This is a genomic window from Actinophytocola sp. KF-1 (assembly GCF_054661535.1).
Genome location: NZ_BAAFVK010000001.1, coordinates 311,596 through 335,893 on the forward strand (window position 1 = coordinate 311,596; position 24,298 = coordinate 335,893).

At 71.8% G+C, this 24,298-nt stretch carries 28 protein-coding genes; 19 read left to right on the forward strand and 9 right to left on the reverse strand.

Going from position 1 to position 24,298, the window contains the following annotated elements; translation table 11 throughout:
* Positions 1 to 8 precede the first annotated feature (8 nt).
* Together ACYQ77_RS01560 and ACYQ77_RS01565 are read right to left on the reverse strand one after the other, a co-directional pair.
* Positions 9 to 185, reverse strand: a complete 177-nt coding sequence (locus ACYQ77_RS01560; protein ID WP_459706644.1) for a hypothetical protein — start codon at positions 183 to 185, stop codon at positions 9 to 11.
* Positions 186 to 195: 10 nt separating this feature from the next.
* The gene (locus tag ACYQ77_RS01565) at positions 196 to 909 is read right to left on the reverse strand and encodes an SDR family oxidoreductase (protein WP_459708092.1); all 714 of its coding nucleotides are present in this window, start codon (positions 907 to 909) and stop codon (positions 196 to 198) included.
* A gap of 159 nt (positions 910 to 1,068) precedes the next feature.
* Here ACYQ77_RS01565 and ACYQ77_RS01570 point away from each other — a divergent pair, with 159 nt between their 5' ends.
* The 5 genes from ACYQ77_RS01570 to ACYQ77_RS01590 all read left to right on the forward strand — a co-directional run bounded on the left by ACYQ77_RS01570 (position 1,069) and on the right by ACYQ77_RS01590 (position 6,067).
* Entirely contained in the window at positions 1,069 to 2,253 is a 1,185-nt protein-coding gene (locus ACYQ77_RS01570) for a L,D-transpeptidase (protein WP_459706646.1), read from the forward strand.
* Positions 2,254 to 3,072 carry an alpha/beta fold hydrolase gene (locus ACYQ77_RS01575; RefSeq protein WP_459706647.1) on the forward strand — a complete coding sequence of 273 codons (819 nt, stop codon included), beginning with the start codon at positions 2,254 to 2,256 and terminating at the stop codon, positions 3,070 to 3,072.
* 51 nt (positions 3,073 to 3,123) lie between these two features.
* Entirely contained in the window at positions 3,124 to 4,404 is a 1,281-nt protein-coding gene (gene mshA / locus ACYQ77_RS01580) for a D-inositol-3-phosphate glycosyltransferase (protein WP_459708094.1), read from the forward strand.
* Positions 4,401 to 4,907 (forward strand): type III secretion system chaperone family protein, encoded by a 507-nt coding sequence (locus tag ACYQ77_RS01585; protein WP_459706649.1) that lies wholly within the window; start codon positions 4,401 to 4,403, stop codon positions 4,905 to 4,907. Before mshA ends, ACYQ77_RS01585 begins: the two co-directional genes overlap by 4 nt.
* 410 nt (positions 4,908 to 5,317) lie before the next feature.
* Positions 5,318 to 6,067, forward strand: coding sequence for a phosphoglyceromutase (locus ACYQ77_RS01590; protein ID WP_459708096.1), 750 nt, complete (start codon positions 5,318 to 5,320; stop codon positions 6,065 to 6,067).
* Positions 6,068 to 6,221: 154 nt separating this feature from the next.
* Here ACYQ77_RS01590 and ACYQ77_RS01595 read toward each other — a convergent pair whose 3' ends face one another.
* The gene (locus ACYQ77_RS01595; protein WP_459706651.1) at positions 6,222 to 6,848 is read right to left on the reverse strand and encodes a DNA-binding response regulator; all 627 of its coding nucleotides are present in this window, start codon (positions 6,846 to 6,848) and stop codon (positions 6,222 to 6,224) included.
* Between the two features lie 94 nt (positions 6,849 to 6,942).
* On the opposite strand from ACYQ77_RS01595, the gene ACYQ77_RS01600 reads away from it, so the two are divergent.
* The 8 genes from ACYQ77_RS01600 (at position 6,943) to ACYQ77_RS01635 (ending at position 14,799) form a co-directional block, all read left to right on the forward strand.
* On the forward strand, positions 6,943 to 7,812 hold the full coding sequence (locus ACYQ77_RS01600) for an oxidoreductase (protein WP_459706653.1): 870 nt from the start codon (positions 6,943 to 6,945) through the stop codon (positions 7,810 to 7,812).
* Positions 7,813 to 7,928: 116 nt separating this feature from the next.
* Positions 7,929 to 9,074 carry a sensor histidine kinase gene (locus ACYQ77_RS01605; protein WP_459708098.1) on the forward strand — a complete coding sequence of 382 codons (1,146 nt, stop codon included), beginning with the start codon at positions 7,929 to 7,931 and terminating at the stop codon, positions 9,072 to 9,074.
* Complete coding sequence (locus ACYQ77_RS01610) at positions 9,071 to 9,757, forward strand: response regulator (RefSeq protein ID WP_459706654.1); 687 nt, start codon at positions 9,071 to 9,073, stop codon at positions 9,755 to 9,757. Before ACYQ77_RS01605 ends, ACYQ77_RS01610 begins: the two co-directional genes overlap by 4 nt.
* Before the next feature lie 44 nt (positions 9,758 to 9,801).
* Positions 9,802 to 10,740: a Ppx/GppA family phosphatase gene (locus tag ACYQ77_RS01615; RefSeq protein WP_459706656.1), complete on the forward strand. Its 939-nt coding sequence runs from the start codon at positions 9,802 to 9,804 to the stop codon at positions 10,738 to 10,740.
* Between the two features lie 118 nt (positions 10,741 to 10,858).
* The gene (locus ACYQ77_RS01620) at positions 10,859 to 12,088 is read left to right on the forward strand and encodes a hypothetical protein (protein ID WP_459706658.1); all 1,230 of its coding nucleotides are present in this window, start codon (positions 10,859 to 10,861) and stop codon (positions 12,086 to 12,088) included.
* Complete coding sequence (locus ACYQ77_RS01625) at positions 12,085 to 12,864, forward strand: sugar phosphate isomerase/epimerase family protein (protein WP_459706660.1); 780 nt, start codon at positions 12,085 to 12,087, stop codon at positions 12,862 to 12,864. Before ACYQ77_RS01620 ends, ACYQ77_RS01625 begins: the two co-directional genes overlap by 4 nt.
* A gap of 101 nt (positions 12,865 to 12,965) precedes the next feature.
* A complete protein-coding gene (locus tag ACYQ77_RS01630; RefSeq protein WP_459706662.1) occupies positions 12,966 to 13,892 on the forward strand; it encodes a proline dehydrogenase family protein in 927 nt (308 codons plus the stop codon).
* A gap of 58 nt (positions 13,893 to 13,950) precedes the next feature.
* Positions 13,951 to 14,799, forward strand: a complete 849-nt coding sequence (locus ACYQ77_RS01635; RefSeq protein ID WP_459706664.1) for a thioesterase family protein — start codon at positions 13,951 to 13,953, stop codon at positions 14,797 to 14,799.
* Here ACYQ77_RS01635 and ACYQ77_RS01640 read toward each other — a convergent pair.
* Positions 14,796 to 15,428 carry a ribosomal protein L7/L12 gene (locus ACYQ77_RS01640; protein WP_459706666.1) on the reverse strand — a complete coding sequence of 211 codons (633 nt, stop codon included), beginning with the start codon at positions 15,426 to 15,428 and terminating at the stop codon, positions 14,796 to 14,798. The genes ACYQ77_RS01635 and ACYQ77_RS01640 overlap by 4 nt on opposite strands.
* 351 nt (positions 15,429 to 15,779) lie before the next feature.
* Here ACYQ77_RS01640 and proC point away from each other — a divergent pair, with 351 nt between their 5' ends.
* The 5 genes from proC to ACYQ77_RS01665 all read left to right on the forward strand — a co-directional run bounded on the left by proC (position 15,780) and on the right by ACYQ77_RS01665 (position 19,315).
* Entirely contained in the window at positions 15,780 to 16,595 is an 816-nt protein-coding gene (proC, locus tag ACYQ77_RS01645; protein ID WP_459706668.1) for a pyrroline-5-carboxylate reductase, read from the forward strand.
* 134 nt (positions 16,596 to 16,729) lie between these two features.
* Entirely contained in the window at positions 16,730 to 16,948 is a 219-nt protein-coding gene (locus tag ACYQ77_RS01650) for a helix-turn-helix domain-containing protein (RefSeq protein ID WP_459708100.1), read from the forward strand.
* Between the two features lie 144 nt (positions 16,949 to 17,092).
* Positions 17,093 to 17,194 carry a 30S ribosomal protein bS22 gene (locus tag ACYQ77_RS01655; protein ID WP_018684825.1) on the forward strand — a complete coding sequence of 34 codons (102 nt, stop codon included), beginning with the start codon at positions 17,093 to 17,095 and terminating at the stop codon, positions 17,192 to 17,194.
* Positions 17,195 to 17,407: 213 nt separating this feature from the next.
* Complete coding sequence (locus ACYQ77_RS01660; RefSeq protein WP_459706671.1) at positions 17,408 to 18,328, forward strand: NAD-dependent epimerase/dehydratase family protein; 921 nt, start codon at positions 17,408 to 17,410, stop codon at positions 18,326 to 18,328.
* A 51-nt stretch (positions 18,329 to 18,379) separates the two neighbouring features.
* The gene (locus ACYQ77_RS01665; protein ID WP_459706673.1) at positions 18,380 to 19,315 is read left to right on the forward strand and encodes a lysophospholipid acyltransferase family protein; all 936 of its coding nucleotides are present in this window, start codon (positions 18,380 to 18,382) and stop codon (positions 19,313 to 19,315) included.
* Here ACYQ77_RS01665 and ACYQ77_RS01670 read toward each other — a convergent pair.
* From ACYQ77_RS01670 to ACYQ77_RS01690, 5 genes are all read right to left on the reverse strand, one after another.
* A complete protein-coding gene (locus ACYQ77_RS01670) occupies positions 19,312 to 19,629 on the reverse strand; it encodes a hypothetical protein (RefSeq protein ID WP_459706675.1) in 318 nt (105 codons plus the stop codon). The two genes, ACYQ77_RS01665 and ACYQ77_RS01670, sit on opposite strands and share 4 nt — an antisense overlap.
* Positions 19,630 to 19,633: 4 nt before the next feature.
* A complete protein-coding gene (locus tag ACYQ77_RS01675; protein ID WP_459706676.1) occupies positions 19,634 to 19,756 on the reverse strand; it encodes a hypothetical protein in 123 nt (40 codons plus the stop codon).
* Complete coding sequence (locus tag ACYQ77_RS01680; RefSeq protein ID WP_459706678.1) at positions 19,753 to 20,655, reverse strand: HAD family hydrolase; 903 nt, start codon at positions 20,653 to 20,655, stop codon at positions 19,753 to 19,755. The genes ACYQ77_RS01675 and ACYQ77_RS01680 overlap by 4 nt, the downstream gene beginning before the upstream one ends.
* A gap of 114 nt (positions 20,656 to 20,769) precedes the next feature.
* Complete coding sequence (locus tag ACYQ77_RS01685; RefSeq protein WP_459706680.1) at positions 20,770 to 21,948, reverse strand: DUF5667 domain-containing protein; 1,179 nt, start codon at positions 21,946 to 21,948, stop codon at positions 20,770 to 20,772.
* A 37-nt stretch (positions 21,949 to 21,985) separates the two neighbouring features.
* Complete coding sequence (locus ACYQ77_RS01690; protein WP_459706682.1) at positions 21,986 to 22,606, reverse strand: sigma-70 family RNA polymerase sigma factor; 621 nt, start codon at positions 22,604 to 22,606, stop codon at positions 21,986 to 21,988.
* Between the two features lie 212 nt (positions 22,607 to 22,818).
* On the opposite strand from ACYQ77_RS01690, the gene ACYQ77_RS01695 reads away from it, so the two are divergent.
* A complete protein-coding gene (locus ACYQ77_RS01695) occupies positions 22,819 to 24,297 on the forward strand; it encodes an AMP-binding protein (protein WP_459706683.1) in 1,479 nt (492 codons plus the stop codon).
* Position 24,298: the final 1 nt, after the last annotated feature.

A 24,298-nucleotide genomic window follows, 5' to 3' on the forward strand; every position in this document is an offset into this window, starting at 1 on the left:
CAGCTCGGCTAGTCCGACCCGCGGGCCGCCCAGACGTTGAACACGACCCCGCCCGCGAGCGCTGCGGACGCTAGCAGCACGTAGGCGGGCACCCAGTGCACGATCACCGCGATCACGGTGACCACGCACAGGATCGCGAACGCACCCGCGGTCAACGCGGACACCCCACTGGGCGGCCTACCCACCCACCCGACGCTACGCCCGGAACGCCCTCGTCGCTGAGGCCTGTGCGCGGGGCTTCATGACGATCTGGTCCAGGTTGACGTGCGAGGGCCGGGTCACCGCGAACGTCACCACCTCCGCGACGTCGTCCGCGGTGAGTGGCTCGATGCCCTCGTACACCGACGACGCGCGGTCGGCGTCGCCGTCGAAGCGGACCAGGGAGAACTCCGTCGCCACCATCCCCGGCAGCACCTCCGTGAACCGCACCGGCGAACCGAGCAGCTCGCCGCGCAACGTGCGGTGCAGCGCCGACTGCGCGTGCTTGGCGCTCGTGTAGCCGGCCCCGCCGTCGTACACCTCGGTCGCCGCGATCGACGTGATCGTCACGACGTGGCCGTCGCCGGACTCGACGAGGGCCGGCAGCAGTGCCTTGGTGAGACGGAGGGTGCCGAGCACGTTCGTCTCCCACATCCACCGCCAGTGGTCCTCGTCCGCCTCGGCGACGGGGGCGAGGCCGCGCGCGCCGCCCGCGTTGTTCACCAGCACGCGGCACGGGCCCGCCGCCTCGACGAAGGAAGAAACCGACGAGGGATCCGTCACATCGAGCGGAACCGCCACACCGCCGATGGAATCCGCCAAATCGGTCAGCCGATCCAGGCGGCGGGCGCCCAGAACCACCCGAAAACCGGCGTCGGCGAGGTGGCGGGCGGTGGCGGCGCCGATGCCCGAACTGGCTCCGGTAACAATCGCTGTGCCGAGGTTGTTCACGTTGACGATCCTGCACACGCGGGTAACCCGGTCGGTGAGAGGGTGGCGGGTGACCACTGTCACACTCTCAGCCGCGCACCATCACGGGGCTGGGGCGTCAATAGGCAAGAGGGATTAGAGCCAGGCGGAGGTTGGAACGTGAGATCCGGACGGCGGTTTCTCGGCACGGTCGCGACTCTGGTCGCCGCGATTGCGCTGCTCGCATCCTGTACGTCGGACGGCGGCGACGGGGCGAGCGGCGGCAGCGGTGGCGGCAAACCGTTCGAGAAGAAGGCGCCCGCCGCGAAGGTCGCGTTCGAGCCCGCGATCGGCGCGAAGGACGTCTCGCCCATCTCGCCGGTGAAGATCACCGTGTCCGGCGGTGAGCTGGTCGAGGCCACCGTCACCAACCCGGCGGGCAAACCGGTCGCCGGGGAGATCGCGCCCGACAAGAAGAGCTGGACCAGCGCCGAGGTGCTCGGCTACGCGAAGGCCTACACGTACACGGTCAAGGCGGAGAACGCCGACGGCAAGGTGACCGAGAAGACCGGCGCCTTCAACACGATCGCGCCCGCCGCCACCCCGCGCGCCACGATCAACCCGGGCGACGACGCCACGGTGGGCGTCGGCATGCCGGTCAGCATCAAGTTCCCCGAGGGCGGCCCCGAGGACAAGGCGGCCGTCGAGAAGGCGCTGACCGTGGAGACCTCGGTGCCCGTCGAGGGGTCGTGGGCGTGGATCAGCGACAGCCAGGTCGACTGGCGCCCCAAGGAGTACTGGCCGGCGAACACGCAGGTCACGGTGAACGCGAAGCTGTACGGCGTGGCCTACGGCGGCGGCGCGTACGGCAAGTCCGACCTGTCGACGAAGTTCACCATCGGCCGCAACCAGGTCGTGAAGGTCAACACGCCGGACCACAAGATGAACGTCTACCGCGACGGCGCGCTGGTGGCGAGCTACCCGTCCAGCAACGGCAAGGACAGCGACCCGAACCTGAACACGCCCAACGGCACGGTCATCGTCATGTCGAAGGAGCCGGTCGGCGACTTCTCCAACCCGCGCTACGGGTACACGAACGTCAAGAAGAAGTGGGCCGTCCGCATCTCCAACCACGGCGAGTTCATCCACGAGAACGAGGAGAACCACGCCAACATCGGCAAGGCGAACACCTCGCACGGCTGCATCAACCTCTACGAGACCGACGCCAAGGCGTACTTCGACAGCGCGTTGATCGGCGACCCCGTGGAGATCACCGGTTCCCGGGCCAACTTCCCGACCACGTCCGACGTGTTCGACTGGCTCATCCCGTGGGAGCAGTGGCAGTCGATGTCGGCGCTGAACTGAATGGCGGGCGCCACGGGCGGGGGCGGTGCCCGCATCGCCTTCCGCACCGCCGGTGATCCGCAGGGACCGCCCATCGTGTTCGTGCACGGCTGGGCGGCGTCCAGCGAGTCGTGGGCCGGACAGCTGAGTGACCAATCTCTCAGCGGGCATTGGATGGTGGCCGTCGACCTCCGCGGGCACGGCGCCTCCAGCGCCCCGTCGGACGGCTACGACGACCCGGCCGTGTGGGCCGCCGACCTCGCCGGGGTCCTGGCCGGTCTCGGCCGTCCGGCGGTGCTCGTCGGCTGGTCCTACGGCGGTCTCGTCGTCACCGACTACCTGCGGGAACGCGGAACCGCCGGGGTGGCGGGCGTCGTGTACGCGGGCGCGGTGACCGAGCTGGGACGGGACCGGCCCGGCGGCGCGATCGGCCCGGCGTGGGACGGCGTGATGCGGCCGATGATGTCCGAGGACCCCGACGAGGCCATCCCGGCGCTGACCGCGTTCGCCAAGCGGATGACCGTCGAGCCGCTGCCCGGCCCCGACCTCCAGCGGCACGTGGGCAACATGCTCCGTGTGCCGCCGCGCGTCCGGAAAGCGCTGTTCAAGCGGGATCTGGGCAGTGCGGACGTGCTCGCCGCGATCGACGTGCCGGTGCTGATCGCGCACGGCACGGCCGACACGGTCGTCGCGCCGTCGAGCGCCGAGTACGCGGCGGGGAAGATTTCCACCGCCACCGTGCGTTGGTTCGAAGAAGTGGGACACATGCCGTTCGTGGAACGCCGTGCGGAGTTCAACGCGGCCCTGCTCGAGTTCGCGGGGCCGGTCGCCAACCACTAGTCGGGAGTGGATGTGACGGTCGGAGACGATCCCGTGGGTTCGGTGCTGCGCATGCGGCGGTTGCCACGCAGAGTGGCCGTGCTGTCACTGCACACGTCGCCGCTGGAACAGCCGGGCACCGGCGACGCGGGCGGCATGAACGTCTACATCACCCAGACCGCCACCCGCATGGCCCGCCGCGGCATCGCGGTCGAGGTGTTCACGCGCGCCACGTCGTCGGACCTGCCGCCGGTGGCGGAGCTGGCGCCGGGCGTGCTGGTCCGGCACGTCACCGCGGGCCCGTACGAGGGCCTCGGCAAGGACGAGCTGCCCGCGCAGCTGTGCGCGTTCACCGCGGGCGTGCTGCGTGCGGAGGCCAGGCACGAACCCGGCTACTACGACCTCGTGCACTCGCACTACTGGCTGTCCGGCCAGGTCGGCTACCTGGTGCGGGACCGCTGGGGCGTGCCGCTGGTGCACTCCGCGCACACGCTCGCGAAGGTCAAGAACGCCGCGCTCGCCGACGGCGACACCCCCGAGCCGCGCAGCCGGGAGATCGGCGAGCAGCAGGTCGTGGACGAGGCGGACCAGCTGATCGCGAACACCGACGTCGAGGCCGCGCAGCTCACCGACCTGTACGACGCCGCGCCGGACAAGGTGCACACCGTGGCGCCCGGCGTCGACCTGGACATGTTCCGGCCCGGTGACCAGGCCGCGGCGCGTGCCGCGCTGGGCATCGCACCGGACGCGACCGTGTTCGCGTTCGTCGGCCGCATCCAGCCGCTGAAGGCGCCCGACGTGCTGCTGCGCGCGGCCGCCGAGCTGCTGGCGCGGGGTGCCGTGGCGCGGGAGAAGCTGGTCGTGGTGGTCGTCGGCGGGCCGTCGGGCACCGGGCTGGAGGCGCCGACCGCGCTGCAGGAGCTGGCCGCGCACCTCGGCATCGCCGACGTCGTGCGGTTCCTGCCGCCGCGCAGGGGCGCCGAGCTGCGGGACGTGTACCGGGCCGCGGACGTGGTGGCGGTGCCGAGCCACAACGAGTCGTTCGGGCTGGTCGCGCTGGAGGCGCAGGCGTGCGGGACGCCGGTGGTCGCGGCGGCGGTCGGCGGGCTGCCGGTCGCGGTGGCGAACCGCCGGTCGGGCCTGCTCGTCACCGGGCACCACCCGGCGACGTGGGCGTCCGCGCTGTCGTACGTCGCGCTGCGGCCGGATGTGCTGACGTCGCTGGCGGCCGGCGCCGTCGAGCACGCGGCCCGGTTCTCGTGGGACCGTACGACTGACGCGCTGATCTCGGGGTACGCCGACGCGGCGAGCGCGTTCCGGCGTGCGCTGTTCGAGACGGAGGTGGCGGTGTGAGTGACCTGAACAAGGTCATCGAGGAGACGCTGGCCGATCGGGAGCTGAAGTACACCAGCCCCGGCGCGGGTCGCTACTTCGTCACACTGCCCGGCACGAAGAAGCTGCAGACCAACGTGTGGCTGCGGGTGAACCCGCACGCGCTGGTGATCGAGGCGTTCGTGTGCAGGCGGCCGGACGAGGCGTTCGAGGACGTGTACCGGTTCATGCTGCGGCGCAACGCGAAGCTCTACGGGGTGGCGTACACGATCGACCAGCTCGGCGACATCTACCTGGTGGGGCGGGTCGCGCACGAGTCGGTGACGCCCGACGAGCTGGACCGGCTGCTCGGCCAGGTGCTCGAGGCGGCGGACGGGGACTTCAACACGCTGCTGGAGATCGGCTTCGCGTCGTCGATCCAGCGGGAGTACGAGTGGCGGGTCGCGCGCGGCGAGTCGCTCGCGAACCTGAAGGCGTTCGAGCACATGCTGACGCCATCGACGGCGGCGACGCCTGAGGTTTGATTTTGTATGCAGGTTCGCGCGGCGGCTCGGGCGAGGGGGGAGTCGCGATCCCGAGCCGCCGCGCGTTAGGTTCCCGCCGCGTCGGAGCCCTGAGCGGGGGGCACCCATGGGAATCCGGGCGGGGTACGGCTCGGCAGGGGAGACGAGCCGTACTGCTGCCCTCTCGGATCAGGGAGTGCGTGGGAGCTGATCCGCAAGGGCGCTGTCAACCTGTCAGAAGTCGGGCGGTTACACAAGGCCACTAACCGCGCCGCGATAGGGTAATTGCGTTCCGTAGGTAACGATTCGGCTACGACCCTTACTCGAAAGCTCGACGGAGTGTTGATTGGAGCACTCAGGTTGGCCCGAATGGGTGGCCCGGACCGTGTGGTTCATCTTTCTCTGGCAGGCTGCTCGACATGTCTGGATCGATGCACGAATCCTCGGTGGGAACGCTGATCCTGCTCCGCCACGGCGAGAGCGTCTGGAACGCCGAGAACCTGTTCACCGGCTGGGTGGACGTGGCGCTGTCGGAGAAGGGCAAGGCCGAGGCGCAGCGCGGCGGCGAGCTGATCCGCGACGCGGGTCTGCTGCCGGACGTGGTGCACACGTCGGTGCTGCGCAGGGCCATCTCGACGGCGAACATCGCGCTGGACGTGGCGGACCGCCACTGGATCCCGGTGAAGCGCGATTGGCGCCTGAACGAGCGCCACTACGGCGCGCTGCAGGGCAAGAACAAGAAGCAGACGCTGCAGGAGTTCGGCGAGGAGCAGTTCATGCTCTGGCGCCGCTCCTACGACACCCCGCCGCCGCCGATCGAGAAGGGCTCGGAGTTCTCCCAGGACGCCGACGTCCGGTACGCGGGCATCGACGCGCCGCTGTCGGAGTGCCTGAAGGACGTGGTCGCGCGCATGCTCCCGTACTGGGAGTCGGAGGTCGTCCCGGACCTGCGCGCGGGCAAGACGGTCATGCTGGCCGCCCACGGCAACTCGCTGCGCGCCCTGGTCAAGTACCTGGACCGGATCAGCGACGAGGCGATCGCGGGCCTGAACATCCCGACCGGCATCCCGCTGCGCTACGACCTGAACGACAACCTGGAACCCCGCACCCCGGGCGGCACCTACCTGGACCCGGCAGCAGCCGAAGCAGCAGCCGCAGCAGTAGCCAACCAGGGCCGCTAACCCCGCGAGTCCCGCCCCAGAACACCGCGAGTCGCGCTCTCGGACATACCGAGTTGTCAGTTTCGTGCAGCAGGTTGATGCACGAAACTGACAACTCGATGTGCGTGAGAGCGCGACTCGCGGTGTTTGAGCGCGGGACTCGCGGGGGTGGGGGTCAGATCAGGCCTAGTTCTCGGGCTCTTGCGCCTGCTTGGAAGCGGGACTCGGCGCCCAGCGCGGTCATCAGTTCGGCCACGCGGCGGCGGTAGGTGCGGACGCCCAGGCCCAGGGTGCGGGCCGCGGTCTCGTCCTTGCAGCCCGATGCCAGGAGTTCCATCACCTTCGGCGCCAGTGTGGTCAGCTCGGCGTGCTGTGCGTCGTAGACCGCCAGGTCCATCCCCGCGCGCCACGCCGCCTCGAACAGCGACAGGACGTTCTGCACCACCGCCGCCTCGGTGACCACGCCGTAGCTGCGCTGTCCGTCCGCGAGGTCGCCTGCCAGGATCGCGAACCTGCGGTCGATGATGATCGTCTCGTTCACGGCGTCGTTCGTGATGCGGACCGCCGCGTGGGCGGCGACCTCCCGCACGTGCCGCGCCGACGACGGGTTGAGCAGCGTCGCGGGCTGGTACAGCTTGCGGACCACCGGCTTCGTCTCCTGCACCGGCCGCTCCGGGGCCCGGTGGGCCGTGGCCCACGTGTTCAGGTCGCGCGCCGCGCAGACGATCTCGCTGGCCGTCGCGAACAGGTGGGCCGTCCGTGCGAACAGCTCTTCCTCGCCCCGCACGATCGTCACCGTCATGCCACCAGTCTGCCCGCGCGGCAACCCGGCCGTCGAAGTCGGCAAGAAGTTGCCAATCCCGGCGGCGGGACACCGCCGTGGACACGCTGGAGCCATGACCACTTCGATCAACGCAGCGGCGGCCGGCACGTGGCAGCTCGGCGACCGCACCGTCAACCGCATGGGCTTCGGGGCCATGCGCCTCATGCAGAACGCCGACGGCACCCCCAGCGACCGCGAGCGCGCGATGACCGTGCTCCGCAGGGCCGTCGAGCTGGGTGTCAACCACATCGACACCGCCGCGTTCTACTTCTCGAACCTCCGCTCCGCCAACGAGCTGATCAACTCCGCGCTCGCGCCCTACCCGGACGACCTCGTGATCACCACCAAGGTCGGGCCGGGGCGCGACCCGGCCGGCGGCTTCCACCACGTGCACACGAAGGAGGAGCTGCGCGGCCAGGTCGAGGAGAACATCCGCCAGCTCGGCCTCGACCACCTCGACGTCGTGAACTTCCGGATCGGGCAGACGCTGGACCGGGGCGAGGGGTCGCTAGCCGAGGGCTTCGGCGCGCTCGCCGACCTCCAGCGAGAGGGTCTCATTCGGCACCTCGGCATCTCCAACGTCGGCCCCGACCACCTGAAGGAGGCGCTGGACATCGCCCAGGTGGTGTGCGTCCAAAACCAGTACGGGCTCACCACGCGCCGCGAGGACGACGCGCTGATCGAGCTGTGCGCCGAGCACGGCATCGCGTTCGTCCCCTTCTTCGCGATCGCCGCCGGCGCCGAGGCGGCCGCCGTCGACGAGGTCGCGCGGGCGCACGGCGTGACCGCCGCCCAGGTCCGGTTGGCGTGGACGCTCCACAAGGGACCGAACGTGCTCGCCATCCCCGGCACCGGCAACCCGGCGCACCTCGAGGAGAACGTGGCGGCCGCCGGGTTGCGGCTGAGCGACGACGAGCTGGCCCGTTTGGACACGATCGGGTGAACACGGGCTTGCGTCCGGAAGAACAACGCCGCTTCCGGTGTCGGGACAATCACCTCCGGCCTTTCCGGACTGGTCCGCACCACCCCTGACCTGCTTACGATTCGCTCGTGACCGACGTGGTCTGGATCGTCCTGGCAGCCGGTGCGCTCGTCGTCGGCCTCCTGGCCGGTTCGGCGATCACCAGAGCGAGGTACCGGTCGGCGGCGCAGCCCCCGGCCGGCCCGACCGTTTCCGTCCTCCTCCAGCGCCTCGTGCAGTCCTCGCACGACGCCGTCGTGATCCTCAACGAGTTCGGCGACGTGGTGCAGCACAACCCGCGCGCCGAGGAACTCGGCGTGGTGCGCAACCGGCGGGTCGACGGCCACACCAAGAAGGCCGCCGAGCTGGTCAAGGAGACCGGGGAGCCGGTCGAGATCGAGCTGCGCCCGCAGGAGCGCTCCTACGGGCGCGGCCCGGAGGCCGTCCGCGGCGAGATCCGCCCGCTCGGCGACGGGTTCCTCGCCGTGGACGCGGCCGACGAGTCCGAGGCGGTCCGCCTGGAGGCCACCCGCCGCGACTTCGTCGCCAACGTCAGCCACGAGCTGAAGACCCCGGTCGGCGCCATGGCGCTGCTGGCCGAGGCCGTGCTGGACGCCGCGGACGACCCGGACTCGGTCCGCCGCTTCACCGGCAAGATCCTCCACGAGGCCACCCGCCTCGGCACGCTGGTCACCGAGCTGATCGCGCTGTCCCGCCTGCAGGGCGCCGAGCGGCTGCCCGACATGCACGCCGTCGAGGTCGACGCCGTCGTCCGCGACGCGCTGTCCCGGGCGAAGCTGTCGGCGGAGAACACCGGCATCGACATCGCGACCGACGCCGACAGCTGCCTGCTCGTCGAGGGTGACCGCACGCTGCTGGTCACCGCGCTCGCCAACCTCCTCGAGAACGCCGTCGCCTACTCCACGCCGGGCAGCCCGGTCTCGATCAGCCGCCGCCGCGCGGGCGAGTTCGTCGAGATCGCGGTCACCGACCGCGGCATCGGCATCCCGGAGGAGGAGCAGCAGCGCGTGTTCGAGCGCTTCTACCGGCTGGACAAGGCCCGGTCCCGCGCGACCGGCGGCACCGGCCTCGGCCTCGCCATCGTCAAGCACGTCGCCGCCAACCACGGCGGCGAGGTCAAGCTGTGGAGCCGCCCGGGCACCGGTTCCACGTTCACCCTGCGCATCCCGGCCCACCCCAACTCCGCCGGCGGCAACGGCGTCAACACAGGAGGCAAGCAGTGACCAGGGTGCTGATCGTCGAGGACGAGGAGTCGTTCGCCGACCCACTCGCGTTCTTGCTGCGCAAGGAGGGCTTCACCGCGGCCGTCGCGAGCACCGGCCAGCAGGCGCTCGAGGAGTTCGACCGCAACGGTGCCGACATCGTGCTGCTCGACCTGATGCTGCCCGGGATGAGCGGCACGGACGTGTGCAAGGCCCTGCGCCAGCGCTCGACCGTGCCGGTGATCATGGTGACGGCACGCGACAGCGAGATCGACAAGGTCGTCGGCCTGGAGATCGGCGCCGACGACTACGTGACGAAGCCGTACTCGGCCCGCGAGCTGATCGCGCGGGTGCGTGCCGTGCTGCGCCGCGGCGGCGACTCGCCGGACGGGGAGCTGCTGCCGCAGGTGCTCGCGGCGGGCCCGGTCCGCATGGACGTCGAGCGGCACGTGGTGACCGTCGACGGCGCCGAGGTCCCGCTCCCGCTGAAGGAGTTCGACCTGCTCGAGTACCTTCTGCGCAACGTCGGCCGGGTGCTCACCCGCGGTCAGCTGATCGACCGGGTGTGGGGCGCGGACTACGTCGGCGACACGAAGACGCTCGACGTCCACGTCAAGCGGCTGCGGTCCAAGATCGAACCGGACCCGGCGTCGCCGCGGCACCTGGTCACCGTGCGTGGCCTCGGGTACAAGTTCGAATCGTAAGGAAACACTTCCCAAAGCGCGACCGCCCGGTAACCTTGCGCCCCGTGCGCCTTGGGGTTCTTGACGTGGGCTCGAACACGGTCCACCTGCTCGTCGTGGACGCGCATCGGGGCGCGCACCCGATGCCCGCGTCCTCCGAGCGGACCATGCTGCGCCTCGCCGAGCGCCTGACCGACGGCGGTGACCTGTCGGAGACGGGCATCGAGGACCTGGTCCACACGGTCGCGCAGGCCAAGAAGTCGGCCAGCAAGCTGGGCTGCGAGGACCTGATGGCCTTCGCGACCTCGGCGGTCCGCGACTGCGGCAACGTCGCCGACGTCCTGGCCGCGGTCCACGACGAGACCGGCGTCGACCTGAAGGTGCTCACCGGCACCGACGAGGCGAAGCTGACCTTTCTCGCCGCCCGCCGCTGGCTCGGCTGGTCGGCGGGCAGGCTGCTGGTGCTCGACATCGGCGGCGGGTCCCTCGAACTGGCGATCGGCATGGACGAGGCGCCGGACTACGCGAAGTCCGTCCCCTTCGGCGCCGGCCGCATCACCCGCGAGCGGTTCTCGAGCGACCCGCCGAGCAAGGCCGAGGTGGCCGAGACCGCGGAGTGGCTCACCGAGCAGCTCGGCCCGGTCGCGAAGAAGGTCGCCAAGAAGGGTGAACCCGACCGGGTGGTCGCCACGTCGAAGACGTTCCGCACGCTCGCGCGGCTGACCGGCGCCGCGCCGTCGTCGGCGGGCCCGAGGGTGCGGCGGACGCTGACCGAGCCGGGGTTGCGGCAGCTCATCGCGTTCATCACGCGAATGAGCGCGGCGGACCTCGCCGAGCTGGAGGGCGTGAGCCCGAGCCGTGCGCACCAGCTCGTCGCGGGGGCACTGGTGGCACAGGCCACGATGCGTGCTCTGTCACGGCAGGAACTCGAGATCTGCCCGTGGGCGTTGCGTGAGGGAGTCATCCTGCGCCGGCTTGACCAGGCGAATGGGGAGGAGTCGTGATGCTCGGCGGACACCGCGCCGTGCGGCCGTTCATAATGTCGGTCGATCCCTGCGAGCATGAAGGGCACTCGCGCGTCGCCGCTGGACGATTTGGCCGGCGCCGGGCACGGTGGAGTCGATGAGTCACGAAGGCGGACCCGAGCAGCCGCAGCGCACGGTCGCGGAGCTGCTCGCCAAGTACGGCGCCGAGTCGGGCGAACGCGCCCCCCGGCGGCGTCGTCGGCGCGCGGACGACGTGAGCGACACCGGCGCGCAGGCGATCATCGACCGGGTCCTGTCGGAGTCCGGCGAGCTGCAGGCCATCCGCGACGACATGCCGCCGCCGGAGCGCACCTCGCACCGCAGGGGCCACTCGACCGGCCAGTACCCGCGCCCGCAGCGGCAGCAGGAACCGCCGCCACCGCCGCGCCGCCAGCAGCCGCAGCCGTCCCAGCAGCTGCCCAGGCCCATGCCCGCGCCGCCGGCGCAGCCGTCCCAGCCGCTGCCGAGGCCGCAGCCCGCCCCGCAGCCGTCGCCGGGGCAGCAGTCGTCGGGCCGCATGCCCGCCATCGCCCGCCCCGAGCCGACCACGCCGGTCCGCGGCACCCCGCAGCCGTCGCAGCAACTGCCCAGGCCACAGCCGTCGCAGCCGATGCCGCGCCCGCAGCCGTCGCAGCGCATGCCGCTGCCGCCGCCCCCGGGCGGTACCCGGGACCGCGGCGGCGTCCAGCCGTCCCTGCGCTCGCGGCTCGACGGGGTCGAGGCCCCGCCGCCACCGCCGCCGATGCCCGTGGCGCCGCCGGAGCCGACCACGGAGGAGCTGCCGAGGGTCCCCGGCCGCGTCCCGGTCGACGGCGCCATGACCGGCCGCCGCCCGGTGCCCGGCGCGGACAGCCGCACCCGCATCCAGCCGGTGTACCCGCCGCCGCACGACCCGTACGCGGACGTGCCGGAGAGCGACGAGTACCCCGACACCGACGACCGCTACGACTCCGCCGAGTACGAGAACCTCGTCGACGAGGACGTGCGCGAGGACCGCGACTACGACCGCGACCTCGACGAGCTGGAGGACGACGACCTCGACGACGACGATGACCGCGTCCGGTCGCCCGCCAAGGAGTGGGCGATCATGGGCGGCCAGCTCGCGCTGGGCGTCATCGGCGGCGCCGCGATCTGGCTCGGGTTCAACTGGCTGTGGGGCTTCATGCCCGCGGCCGCGCTGGTCGCCGCGCTCGCGGTGATCGTCGGGCTCGTGCTGATCGTCAGGAAGATCCGCCGCGCCGAGGACCTGCAGACCACGTTCCTCGCGGTGCTCGTCGGCCTGGTCGTGACGGTCTCGCCCGCCGCGTTGCTGCTGCTCGACAAGTGACGATCAACGTCGGCGTCTCGACCGCCTCGGTGTGGCCGCGGACGGCGACCACGGCGTTCGAGCTGGCCGCCACGCTCGGCTACGACGGCGTCGAGGTGATGGTCTGGGCCGACCCGATCAGCCAGGACCCGGTCGCGCTGCGCCGCCGCTCCCGGCAGTACGGGGTGCCCGTGCTGGCCGTGCACGCGCCGTGCCTGCTGATCACGCAGCGGGTGTGGTCGCCGCGCCCGGAGGAGCGGCTGCGGCGGTCCGTGCAGGCCGCGCAGGACCTGGACGCGCCGACCGTGGTGATCCACCCGCCGTTCCGGTGGCAGCGCAAGTACGCGGAGGGCTTCGCGGAGCTCGTGGCGGACCTGGAGGACTCGTCGGGGATCGCGATCGCGGTCGAGAACATGTTCCCGGTGCGCCGGTTCGGCAGGCAGGTGTCGGCGTTCGACCCGACGATCGACCCCACCGACGTCGGCTACCGGAACTACACGCTCGACCTGTCGCACACGTCGGCCGCGGGTGAGGACGCGGTGGCGTTGCGCAAGCGCATGGGCGCGGGCCTCACCCACGTGCACCTCGCCGACGGGACGGGCCAGCCGCGCGACGAGCACCTGGTGCCCGGCCGCGGCAGCCAGCCGTGCGCGGAGGTGTGCGAGTCGCTCGCCACGGACGGCTTCGCGGGCCAGGTCGTGCTGGAGATCAACACGCGGCGTGCGCGGACGGCGGCGGAACGTGCCAAGGACCTCGCGGAGGCACTGCTGTTCGCGAGGCTCCACCTTGGTCAGTGAGGGTGGAGTCGCCCACATCGGACCCCGTTACCACCTCGTGGGAGCCCGTCCACGAGCCGGAAGCCACCCATGGATGACCGGCGGGCCGTAAAGTCCCGGCTGTGCACCCGCTTCGTAGCCTGATCCTGGCCGCGGCCGGCAACGACGTGATCCGTCGTCTGGTCGCGACCGCCCCGGTGAGCCGGGACGTCGTTCGTCGATTCGTGGCAGGCGAGACCACCGCCGACGCGATCGAGGTCGCCAAGAGCCTCGTGGCCAAGGGGCTGACCGTCACCCTCGACTACCTGGGCGAGGACACCACCGACTCCGGGCTCGCCGAGCAGACCGTGCAGGCCTACCTGGAGCTGCTCGACGGCCTGCACCGCGACGGCCTGGCCAAGAGCGCCGAGGTGAGCGTGAAGCTCTCCGCGGTCGGCCAGGCGCTCGACGAGGGCCTCGCGCTCGAGAACGCCGCCCGCATCTGCGCGAAGGCGCGGGAGTGCGGCACGACGGTCACCCTCGACATGGAGGACCACACCACCACCGACTCCACGTTGCGGGTGCTCGCCGAGCTGCGCGCCACCTACCCGTGGACCGGCGCGGTGCTGCAGGCCTACCTGCACCGCACAGAGGACGACTGCGCCCGGCTCGCGACCGACGGCTCCCGCGTGCGCCTCTGCAAGGGCGCCTACGCCGAACCGTCGTCGGTGGCGTTCGCCGACGCGCACGACGTGGACCTCAGCTACGTGCGGTGCGCGAACACCCTCCTGCGCGGCGACGGCTACCCGATGTTCGCCACCCACGACCCCCGGCTGGTGGAGATCGTGCACACGCGTGCGGAGGCGCTGGACCGCAAGCCGGGCAGCTTCGAGTTCCAGATGCTCTACGGCATCCGCCCGGACGAGCAGCTGCGGCTCGCGGGGCTCGGGCACACGGTCCGCGTCTACGTTCCCTACGGTGTGCAGTGGTACGGCTACCTCATGCGCAGACTCGCCGAGCGGCCGGCGAACACGGCGTTCTTCTTGCGCGCCTTGGTATCCCGCAAGTAAGCGCGTTTCGGGTACCGCGATCTGATCAAGCTCCCCCGGACGTGGCAGGGTAATAATCATGAGCAGTCTTGCGGGCCAGGGCGACACGCGCCCGGGACACGGTGGCGCCGGTCCCTTCACGACCGCGTCACGCGTGCGCTCACTCGGCGACGGCACCTTCGCCGCCACCCTGTCGGGCCCGTGGACGATCGGCGGCAAGCCACACGGCGGGTTCCTCCTCGCGCTGCTGGCGCGCGCGGCGGTGGCGGCGGCGGGCAGCGGCGCGCCGGTCGCCGACCCGCTGTCGGTCAGCGCCCAGTTCCTCCGCGCGCCCGAGCCGGGCCCGGTGCTGCTGCGCACCGAGGTCCGCAAGACGGGCCGCCAGGCCACGGTCGTGGCCGTGCAGCTGGAGCAGCGCGGCCAGTCGTGTGTGGAGGGCGTGGTGACCACCGGCAGGCTGCCGCGCGAGCGTGCCGCGTGGTCGGACCTGCCGAACCAGCCCGCCGAGCCGCCCGGCAACGCACTGGACATCTCGGCACTGCCGATGGCGTCGGTGTTCCGCCTCACCGAGGGCTGCGACGTGCGGCTCGACCCGAACGGCGCGGGCTTCCTCCACGGCCAGACGAACGACCCGCCGCGGCTGCGCCTGTGGGCCCGCCCGCGCGGCGAGCAGGTGGACCCGATGTTCGCCCTGCTCGCCGGTGACATCTCGATGCCGGTCACGTTCAACCTGGGCCGCTTCGGCTGGACCCCGACCGTCCAGATCACCGCGCTGCTGCGCTCCCGCCCGGCCCCCGGCTGGCTCCGCATCCACGTCGACTGCCGCGCGGTGCACGGCCCGTGGTTCGACTCGGACGCGACCGTCGTGGACTCGACGGGCAGGCTGATCTGCCAGTCCCGCCAGCTCGCCCTGTCCGCGAAGGCCTAGAGCCGGTCCACGAAGTCCTTGGCCTGTTCGAGGCCCCAGCCGGTGTCCTCGCGGACGAGCTTGACGGCCTGGATGGTCTTGCCGTCCGCCAGCAGTGCGCGGACCCGCGCCATGGCCGCGAGGCTGAGCTCGTCCCGCGGTGGCGCGAGGGGCTCGCCGGTGGCGCCGAGGGCGTCCACGTACCGCTTGGCCTCCTTCAGCCCCATACCGGTGTGCTGACGCAGCTCCTTGATGGCCTGTATCGGCTTGCCCTCGGCGGCCAGCTCGCGGACGCGCACCAGGTCGTCCGGGTTGCCGGTGTGGTCGGGGTTGCCGTGGTGCGCGGGCACCGGCATGCGCTCGACGTACTCCTTGGCCTCGCGCAGTCCCAGGCCGGTGGCGTCGCGGAGCTCCTTGATCGCCTCGATCTTCCTGCCCCTGGCGAGCAGCGCCTGGACCCGGTCGGTGACACGCCTGCTGGGCTCCGGCACCAGCCCGAGCACGTGCTCCCGCGCCTCCCGCAGCCCCATCCCGGTCGCGCCCCGCAACTCCTTGATGGCCACGACGGCCTTGCCGTCCTCGACCAGCTCCCGCAACCGCGCGTCCAGTGCCGAGGTCACCGGCCGCCGCTCGACAGGCCGACGCCGCACCAGAACCCACCCACCGAACAGCACCAGAGCGACGACGACACCAACCAGAACCTGCACACCCGTGGACATACCCACAAACGCTAGCGCCCCCGCGAGTCCCCCTCCCAAACCCCGCGAGTCCCCCTCCCAGACCCCGCGAGTCGCCCTCTCAGGACCCGCGAGTCGCCGTTTCAGACCCGCGAGTCGGCGGTTCGCGGCGGACGGCGACAGACGCCAACCGCCAACTCGGCGGTCCCGGACGGGAGACTCGCGCGTCCCGGACGGGAGACTCGCGGGTCGTGGGCGGGAGACTCGCGGGTCCTCGACGGGAGACTCGCGGGGTTTGGGAGGGGGCGTGGGACGCTGTCCGGCATGACCTATGCCATCGCGGTGCTCGGGGCCGGCAAGATCGGGGAGGCGCTCCTCTCCGGGCTGCTCAACGGCGGCCGCCGGGTCGACGAGCTCATGTTCACCGAACGGCACCCGGAGCGGGCCGCCGAGCTGACCACGCGCTACGGCGTCCGCGCCGTGGACGTCGCCACCGCCGCCAAGGACGCAGACGTCCTCGTCGTGGCCGTCAAGCCGCAGGACATCGAGCCGCTGCTGGACGAGCTGGCGCCGAACATCGACCCCGGCACGCTCGTGGTCTCGCTGTGCGCGGGCCTGCCGACCGCGCTGTACGAGCGGCGGCTGCCCGACGGGGTGCCGGTCGTGCGGGTCATGCCGAACACGCCGATGATCGTCGGCGAGGCCATGTCCGCGATCTCGCCGGGCAGGCACGCCACCACCGAGCACCTGGCGACCGTCGAGGAGCTGCTGTCGGTCGTCGGCATGGTCGTGCGGGTGCCCGAGTCGCAGCAGGACGCCGTGACCGCGCTGTCCGGTTCCGGGCCCGCCTACTTCTTCTACCTGGTCGAGGCCATGATCGACGCCGGGATCCTGCTCGGGCTGCCGCGTGCGGTGTCCGAGAAGCTGATCATCCAGTCGGCCGTCGGCGCCGCCACGATGCTCGCGAAGACCGGGGAGCACCCCGTCACCCTCCGGGAGGCGGTCACCTCGCCGGCGGGCACGACCATCATGGCCATCCGTGAGCTGGAGAAACACGGCGTGCGGGCCGCGCTGCTGGCCGCCATCGAGGCGGCCAGGGACCGGTCGCAGGAGCTGGGGCGCCAGCACGAGGCGGACTGATCTTTCGGAGTCAATTCCGTCCGTGGGATCGCATTCGTCACACCAGTCCCGCTAGTCTCGGGAGAAGCACGTGCGTGTCGATACCGTCAGTGGGGAAGCTGACGGCGCGACACGTGTCGAAGGACGCGGTGAGCATGCCGGCGAACAAGAAAGAACCGGAGCCGCCTGGCCTCGCACAGGTGCGGTTCCTCACCGTGGCCGAGGTGGCCACGATGATGCGGGTCTCGAAGATGACCGTGTACCGGCTGGTGCACAACGGAGAGCTACCCGCGGTGCGAGTGGGCAAGTCGTTCCGGGTACCGGAACAAGCAGTGCACGACTACCTGCGCAGCGCGTATTTCGACGCGGGGTAGGAGACCGGTGCCGACCGCCCCATGACGTCCGGGTAACCTTGATGCTCGTTGCCTGGTGTCATGGGGCGCGTCCGTGGCCGGACTGGTCGAGTGGTCGTTGCCGTTCCAGGTTCACCCGACCACCGACTGAAGCAGAGGTTCCGCATGGGCTCGGTCATCAAGAAGCGCCGCAAGCGCATGTCCAAGAAGAAGCACCGCAAGCTGCTGCGCAAGACGCGCGTTCAGCGTCGCAAGTTGAAGAAGTAGTTCCGCGGGTGCCGGGGTGGATGTCCGCCGAAAGGGTGACATCCACCAACACGGCATGTGACCTGCGTTAATTACTCGTTGCCAGCGACGAGTCGATCACGATTCGGATGTAGAGTTCCTTCCGGTCCGCCAGTGTGCTAGCCGGATCGTCCCCGCCTCGCCGACCTTGCGAGGCGAGCATCAGACGCAGTCGTGATCGGTCATCGGAGTCGTATGGCGCCCAAAGTCGTCCTCGTCACCGGCGTCGCCGACCAGCTCGGCGGCCAGTTGGCCGCACGGTTGGCCGACGACCCCGCCATCGAACGGGTTCTGGGCGTGGACACGGCCCCGCCGTCCGTGTCGTTGGCGACCCGCGCCCGGTTTTACCGCGCGGACATCCGCGACCCGCGGATCGCCAAGCTGATCGACTCGGCGCGGGTCGACACCGTCGTGCACGCGGCGCCGCGCTCCGGCGCGGCGTTCAAGGAGCACAACGTCATCGGCACGATGCAGCTCCTCGCCGCCTGCCAGCGGTCCAGCACGGTGCGCAAGCTCGTGGTGAAGTCCACGGCCGAGGTGTACGGCGGCGGCGCCGGTGCGCCCGCCGTGTTCACCGAGCAGGACGCGCCGGACCGGGGTGGCGACGCGCTCGAGGTCGAGGGCTACGCCCGCGGTCTCGCGCGCCGCAGGCCCGACGTCTGCGTGACCACCATCCGGCTGGCCGAGGTCATCGGCCCGGCCGTGGACAACGCGCTGACCAGGTACTTCTCGCTGCCTGTGGTGCCGACCGTGCTCGGGTTCGACGCCCGCGTGCAGTTCGTGCACATCGCGGACGCGCTCGCGGTGTTCGAGCGCGCCATCACCCATGACCTGCCGGGCGTGTTCAACGTCGGCGGCGACGGGGTGCTCATGCTGTCCCAGGCCATCCGCCGCGCGGGCCGTGTCCCGCTGCCGGTGCCGAGGGCCGCGATCGGGCCCGCCACCCGCCTCGCCGGTGGCCGGGTGGAGCTGTCGCCGGGGCTGTTCCGGCTGCTCAGCCACGGCCGTGTCCTCGACACGACCCGGCTGAAGACCACGTTCGGGTTCACCCCGCGGTGGACCACCACCGCCGCGTTCGACGACTACGTCCGCGGCTCCCGCGCGGAGCTCGCGTAGCGAGCACCATCGCTGACCAGTCCAGCAGCACTTCTGAGGAGAACGACGACCGTGCCGGTCCAGGAAGCCGACGTCATCCAGCTGCCGACGGCGCGCACCGACGCGCCACCGCGGCCTGCGCGCAAGCTCGCCTCGGTCACCGAGCTGCGCCCGCCGCGCCCGCCCCAGTCGTTCACCGAGTTCCTCCGCAGCCGCCTGACCGGCGACTACGAGGTCGACGAGTTCGGCTTCGACGCCCAGCTCACCGACACCGTGGTCATGCCGCCGCTGCGGATGGTCTACGAGAAGTGGTTCCGCGTCGAGGTCACCGGCGAGAAGAACCTGCCGCTCGACGGCGGCGCGCTGATCGTCGCCAACCACTCCGGCACGTTGCCGTGGGACGCGGTGATGACCGCGATCGCCGTCCACGACAACCACCCGCGCGGCAAGCACCTGCGGATGCTCGGCGCCGACCTGGTGTTCAAGGTGCCGGTGCTGGGCACGCTCGCCCGCCGCACCGGCCAGACCCTGGCGTGCGGCGCGGACGCGCAGCGGCTGCTGAAGGCCGGTGAGCTGGTCGGCGTGTGGCCGGAGGGCTTCAAGGGCATCGGCAAGCCGTTCAGCGAGCGGTACAAGCTGCAGCGCTTCGGCCGCGGCGGCTTCGTGGCCACGGCCGCGAAGGCCGGGGTGCCGATCATCCCGTGCTCGATCGTCGGCGCGGAGGAGATCCACCCGAAGATCGCCGACATCAAGCCGCTCGCGAAGCTGCTGGGCCTGCCGTACTTCCCCGTCACGCCGTTCTTCCCGCTGCTGGGCCCGCTGGGCGCGATCCCGCTGCCGACGAAGTGGCGGATCGACTTCGGCGCGCCCGTCCGCACCGACCTCGCGTCGCCGGACGCCGCCGACGACAACGCGTTCGTGCTCGAGGTGGCCGCCGAGGTCCGCGAGACGATCCAGCGGACGCTGGACAGCATGGTCGCCGAGCGGGAGAGCGTGTTCCGCGGCTAGCCGAACCGGTCCGCCAGGTCGCGGCTGCGTTGCGCGGCCTTCGCGGCGTCCGCGGGGCTGATCGGTGAGCCCGGCATCCGCGCGAGGTTCTCCAGCTGGTCGGCGACCGCGCGGTGCTCGCGCTGCGCGTGCTCGCGGCACGGCAGGCAGGTGACGCGTTCCGGGTGCGGCGAGGTCGTCGCGTACGGCACCCGGATGCCGCACCCCGTGGTGACCTCGGCAGGGGCGTCGATCGCCTTGCCCAGCGTCGTCGAGAGCACGTTGCGGTAGTCCGCGCCCGCGCGCACGACCTGCCGTTCGACGTGGATGTGCACGGCGCTAGCGGTCGGGGCGCTCGCGCAGCTGCCTGCGGATCTCCGACTCGATGCCGTTGCGGCGGCCCATGACGAACCCGACGGCGAGGCAGACGACCGCGACGACGAGCACCAGCAGTGCGATCATGTGCCCCGCTTCCGGTAGGCGAGGCCCGCTGCGACGGCCCCGGCCAGCGCCCCCGCGCCGAGCACGGACGGCACCCCGATCTTCGCCGCTTTGCGGCCGGTTCGGAAGTCCCGGATCTCCCAGCCGCGCTTGCGGGCGGTCTCCCGCAGGCTGCCGTCCGGGTTGACGGCGACGGCGGTGCCGACGACGGACAGCATCGGCACGTCGTTCGCCGAGTCCGAGTACGCCGTGCAGCGCCGCAGGTTGAGGCCCTCGCGGGCGGCCAGCGCGCGGACGGCGTGCGCCTTGGCGGGCCCGTGCAGCATCTCGCCGACGAGCCTGCCGGTGTACTCGCCGTTCTCGCTCTCGAGGACCGTGCCGAGCGCGCCGGTCAGCCCGAGGCGGCGGGCGATGATCGTGGCCAGGTCGACGGGGGTGGCGGTGACGAGCCAGACCCGCTGCCCGGCGTCCAGGTGCATCTGCGCGAGCGCGCGGGTGCCGGGCCAGATCTTGTCGGCCATCAGCTCGTCGTAGATCTCCTCGCCCAGCGCCATCAGCTCGGCCACCGAGTGCCCGGCGACGAACGACAGGCCGGACTCGCGGGCGTTGCGGATGCCGTCGTGGGTCTCGCGGCCGCCGACCCGGAACACGACCTGCTGCAGCGCGAACTTCGCCAGGTCGGAGCTGGTGAAGAACTTCCGCGCGGCCATGCCGCGGGCGAAGTGGAAGATCGACGCGCCCATCATCATCGTGTTGTCGACGTCGAAGAACGCCGCCGCGGTCAGGTCGGCCGGCGGGGCGGGCCGCGCCGCGCGGTCGGCATGCTCCAGCGCGACGGCCGCCTCGGCGGACGCCTCACCCGCGATCGTGGCGATCTGCTCGAGCGCGGGCTCTTTCCCCCGGCCACGCCACAGGGACACGGCATCGCCTCCGCGGTTTCGGTTACGCGTCTGTTCCACCTGACAGCGTAGCGAGCACGTCCGACAGGATCGCTCGCTTGTCACATGTGCCCGTCACATCACCCCGGGGGCTGCTCAGCCGATGCTCAGGCCGGGCAGCCCGGGCAGGAGCGGCGGCAGTTCGATCAGCGGCGGCGGCTCCTCCTCGGGCGTGGAGCTGCCGGGCGGGGGTGTCGCGCTGGTCGGCGGTGGCACCGACACCGTCGCGCCGGGGAGCGGGACCGGCGGCAGGCCCGGGGTCGGCGAGGCGGGCGGCAGCGGCGCGCTGGGCGTCTCCGCTCCGGTCGGCGGCGCGGGATTGTCGGTGGGTGCGGGCACACTGGGCGTCGTCGCCCCCGTGGTGGGCGCGGGCGACGGGTGCTCGCACGCGCTGGTGGCGGGGAGCGCGCCGATGTCGTCGTAGGAACCGGAGGTGATCTGGAAGCAGTCCATGCGGGCCGAGAGGGCCTCGGCACGGGCCGTGATCTTGTCCAGCAGGGCGTGGGTGGCGGTCTCGCGGTTGCGCGCCGCGCTCGGCAGGTGGGGCGCCACGTCCCGCAGCCGGGACGCCTGCTGGGTCGACCAGTCGCGCAGCGAGCCGAGCAGCCTGCCGTCGGTGCCGGTGGCGAGCGCGATGAGCTGGCGGGACCCGGCGGTGGCGTCGGTCTCGAAGTCGGTGAGCGCGGTGAGGTAGGCGCCGACGGGTGCGTCGGCGGGGTCGGGGTAGCGGCGTGCCAGGGTCTCGATCTCGCTGACCCGGGCGGCGGCGAACTCGAGGTGCTTGAGCGCCTTGGACTCGTCGCCGAAGGTGAGGCCCAGCGTGGCCGCCTCGGCGCTGCGCTTCACGCCGTACAGCGTGTCACCGGGCAGCGCGTCCCTGGCCAGGAGCAGGCTCATCCCGGCGAGCGACCCGACGAGCGCGAGCACAGCCACCGCCGCGACGGCGAACCGGCCGCGCACCCCCGACAACGCCGCACGGCGGGACGCGCGGCCGGTCGCTCGGCTGCGGGGGCTGGACGGCCCCGGTCTGGAGGCAGGTCTCCTGTCCCCGGGTCTCTCCCCGGCTCGCGGTGACCGGCCCGGTCTCGGCTTGTCCGGCCGCTCGCCGACCGCCACGGTCGGCGCCTGCGTCGTGCCCGGGTCGTCCTCGAGCGCGAGCAGGACGCGGTCGCGGATGCGCCTGCGTTCCTCGCCGGTGGGCGCGGTCAGCGGTGCCAGCGATTGCAGGGCACGCACGACGGTGCGGTCGTGCTCGTCCGTGCTCTCGCTGCTCACGTCTGGGAAAACGATTCCGTGGGGCCGAAGTTACGCACTAGCGGATCTCGGGTGGCAGAAGCTGGGCGAGCCTGCGCACCGCGCGGTGCTGCAGGGCCTTCACCGCGCCCTCGTTGCGGTCCATCACCGCCGCCGTCTCGGCCACCGACAGGCCCTGCAGGAACCGCAGCACGATGCATTCCCGCTGGTCGTCACCCAGCTGGCGGACGCAGTCCAGCAGCGCGTCCCTGGTCGCGCCCGCGAGCACCTGCTGCTCGGGGCCGCCGTCGACGGGACGTGAGTCGTCGACCTCGGCGGTGGTCACCTCGAGGCGGTAGCGGCTCGACTTCACGTGGTCGAGGACCAGGTTGCGGGCGATGGTCACGAACCAGGCGCCGACGTCGCGGCCCTGGTAGGTCACCGACGTGATCTTGCGGAGGGCGCGCAGGAACGTCTCGCTGGTGACGTCCTCGGCCAGCTCCCGGTCGCCGACCCGGAAGAGGACGTAGCGGAACACCACGTCGACGTACTTGTCGTACAGCTCGCCGAACGCCGACCGGTCGCCCGCCTGCGCGGCGTGGACGAGCTCCCACGAAGCGCTGGACTCCGACGTCTGTGCGGGTCCGTGGGCATCGTCGGCCCCCACTGCGTCCCGTTGAACTGGGCGCACGGACGGCATCCTCGACTCCCTCGGCTGAATCTCCACGGGCCGCACCGCCCGGGGAGACTTCAGCAGCATACGTGTAGTTACTCGATAGTAGGTAGTGCTCCGCCGGGGTCTGGGGGTCGCTCCCCGGAATCTCTCGGAACAGGACGCACGAAGGGATCAACCATGACGTGAGTGAGTCGTGCCACACTGCCCCAAAGGCAGGCGGAAGGAAAGGTTTTCGGATGGCCGACACGCTGACCGGCAACGTCGCGGATCTGGTGACCCGCGCCGCCGAGCGGGCGCCGGGCAGGCTCGCACTGGTCGACACCACCTCCGGCCGCACGCTGACCTGGCAGGACACCGACCGCGCCGTCAACGCGTTCGCCGCGCGACTGGTGGACACGGGGCTCGGGGAAGGCGACCGCGTCGCCATCGTGCTGCCCAACGGCGCCGAGTTCTGCGTCGCGCTGTTCGGCGTGCTGCGCGCGGGCGGCATCGCGGTCCCCGCCGCGGGGAACTCGCCGGAGCTGCCGAGGCTGCTCGCGGACAGCGGCGCCCGGTTCGTGGTCGGCGACGGGTTCGACGCACCCGACCTGGACGCGGGCTCGGACGTGCGGCCCGTCGCGCGCGGCGGCGAGGACATCGCCGTGCTCTGCTACACCTCGGGCACGGCGGGCGTGCCGCGCGGCGTGATGCTGTCCCACCGCGCGCTGCTGGCGAACGTCGACCAGTGCGCCCAGCTCAAGCCGGCGCCGGTGACCGCCACCGACCGCGTGCTGCTGGTGGTGCCGCTGTTCCACCTGTACGGCCTGGGTCCCGGTCTGCTGCAGGTCGCCGCGGCCGGCGCGACGGCGGTGCTGCTGGAGACGTTCGGCGTCGAGCGCGCGCTCGCGATGTGCGCGGAGCACCGGGTGACGGCGCTGGTCGGCGTGCCCGCGATGTACCAGGCGTTCGCCGCGACCGACCCGGACCGGCTCGCGGCGGGCATGTCCACGGTCCGCCTGCTCACCTCGGGCGCCGCGCCGCTCGCGCCTGCCGTGCTGTCCGCGATCAAGCAGGTGACGGGCCTGCCGGTGTACGAGGGCTACGGCCTGACCGAGACCGGCCCGGTGCTGACGTCGACGCTGGTCAGCGGGGTCGCGAAGCCCGGTTCGGTCGGCCGCCCGCTGCCCGGTGTCGAACTGCGCCTCGTCGACAGCGACGGCCGCCCGGTCGGCGCCCCGGGCGACCCGGACGAGACGGAGTGGTTCGACGGCGACGAGTTCGAGACCGGCCGCGTCGCCGCCCGCGGCCCGAACCTGTTCAGCGGCTACTGGCCCGACGGCGCCCACGGGCCGGACGACGAGGGCTGGTTCCGCACGGGCGACGTCGGCTACCTCGACGCCGACGGCGACCTGCGCCTGGTCGACCGCGCCAACGACCTGATCATCGTGAACGGCTTCAACGTGTACCCGAACGAGGTCGAGCGGGTGCTGGAGGAGCTGCCGCAGGTGGCGGAGTGCGCCGCCGTCGGCGTCCCGGACGACCGCACCGGCGAGCACGTCGTCGCGGTGGTCGTGCTGCGGGCGGGCGCGACCCTCACCGAGGACGAGGCCCGCGACCACTGCGCCGAACGCCTCGCGCGGTTCAAGGTGCCCCGTGCGGTGCGGTTCGTCGACGAACTGCCCCACTCGGCGACGGGCAAGGTCCGCAGGGCGACGTTGCGGAGTAGCGTCGCCTGAC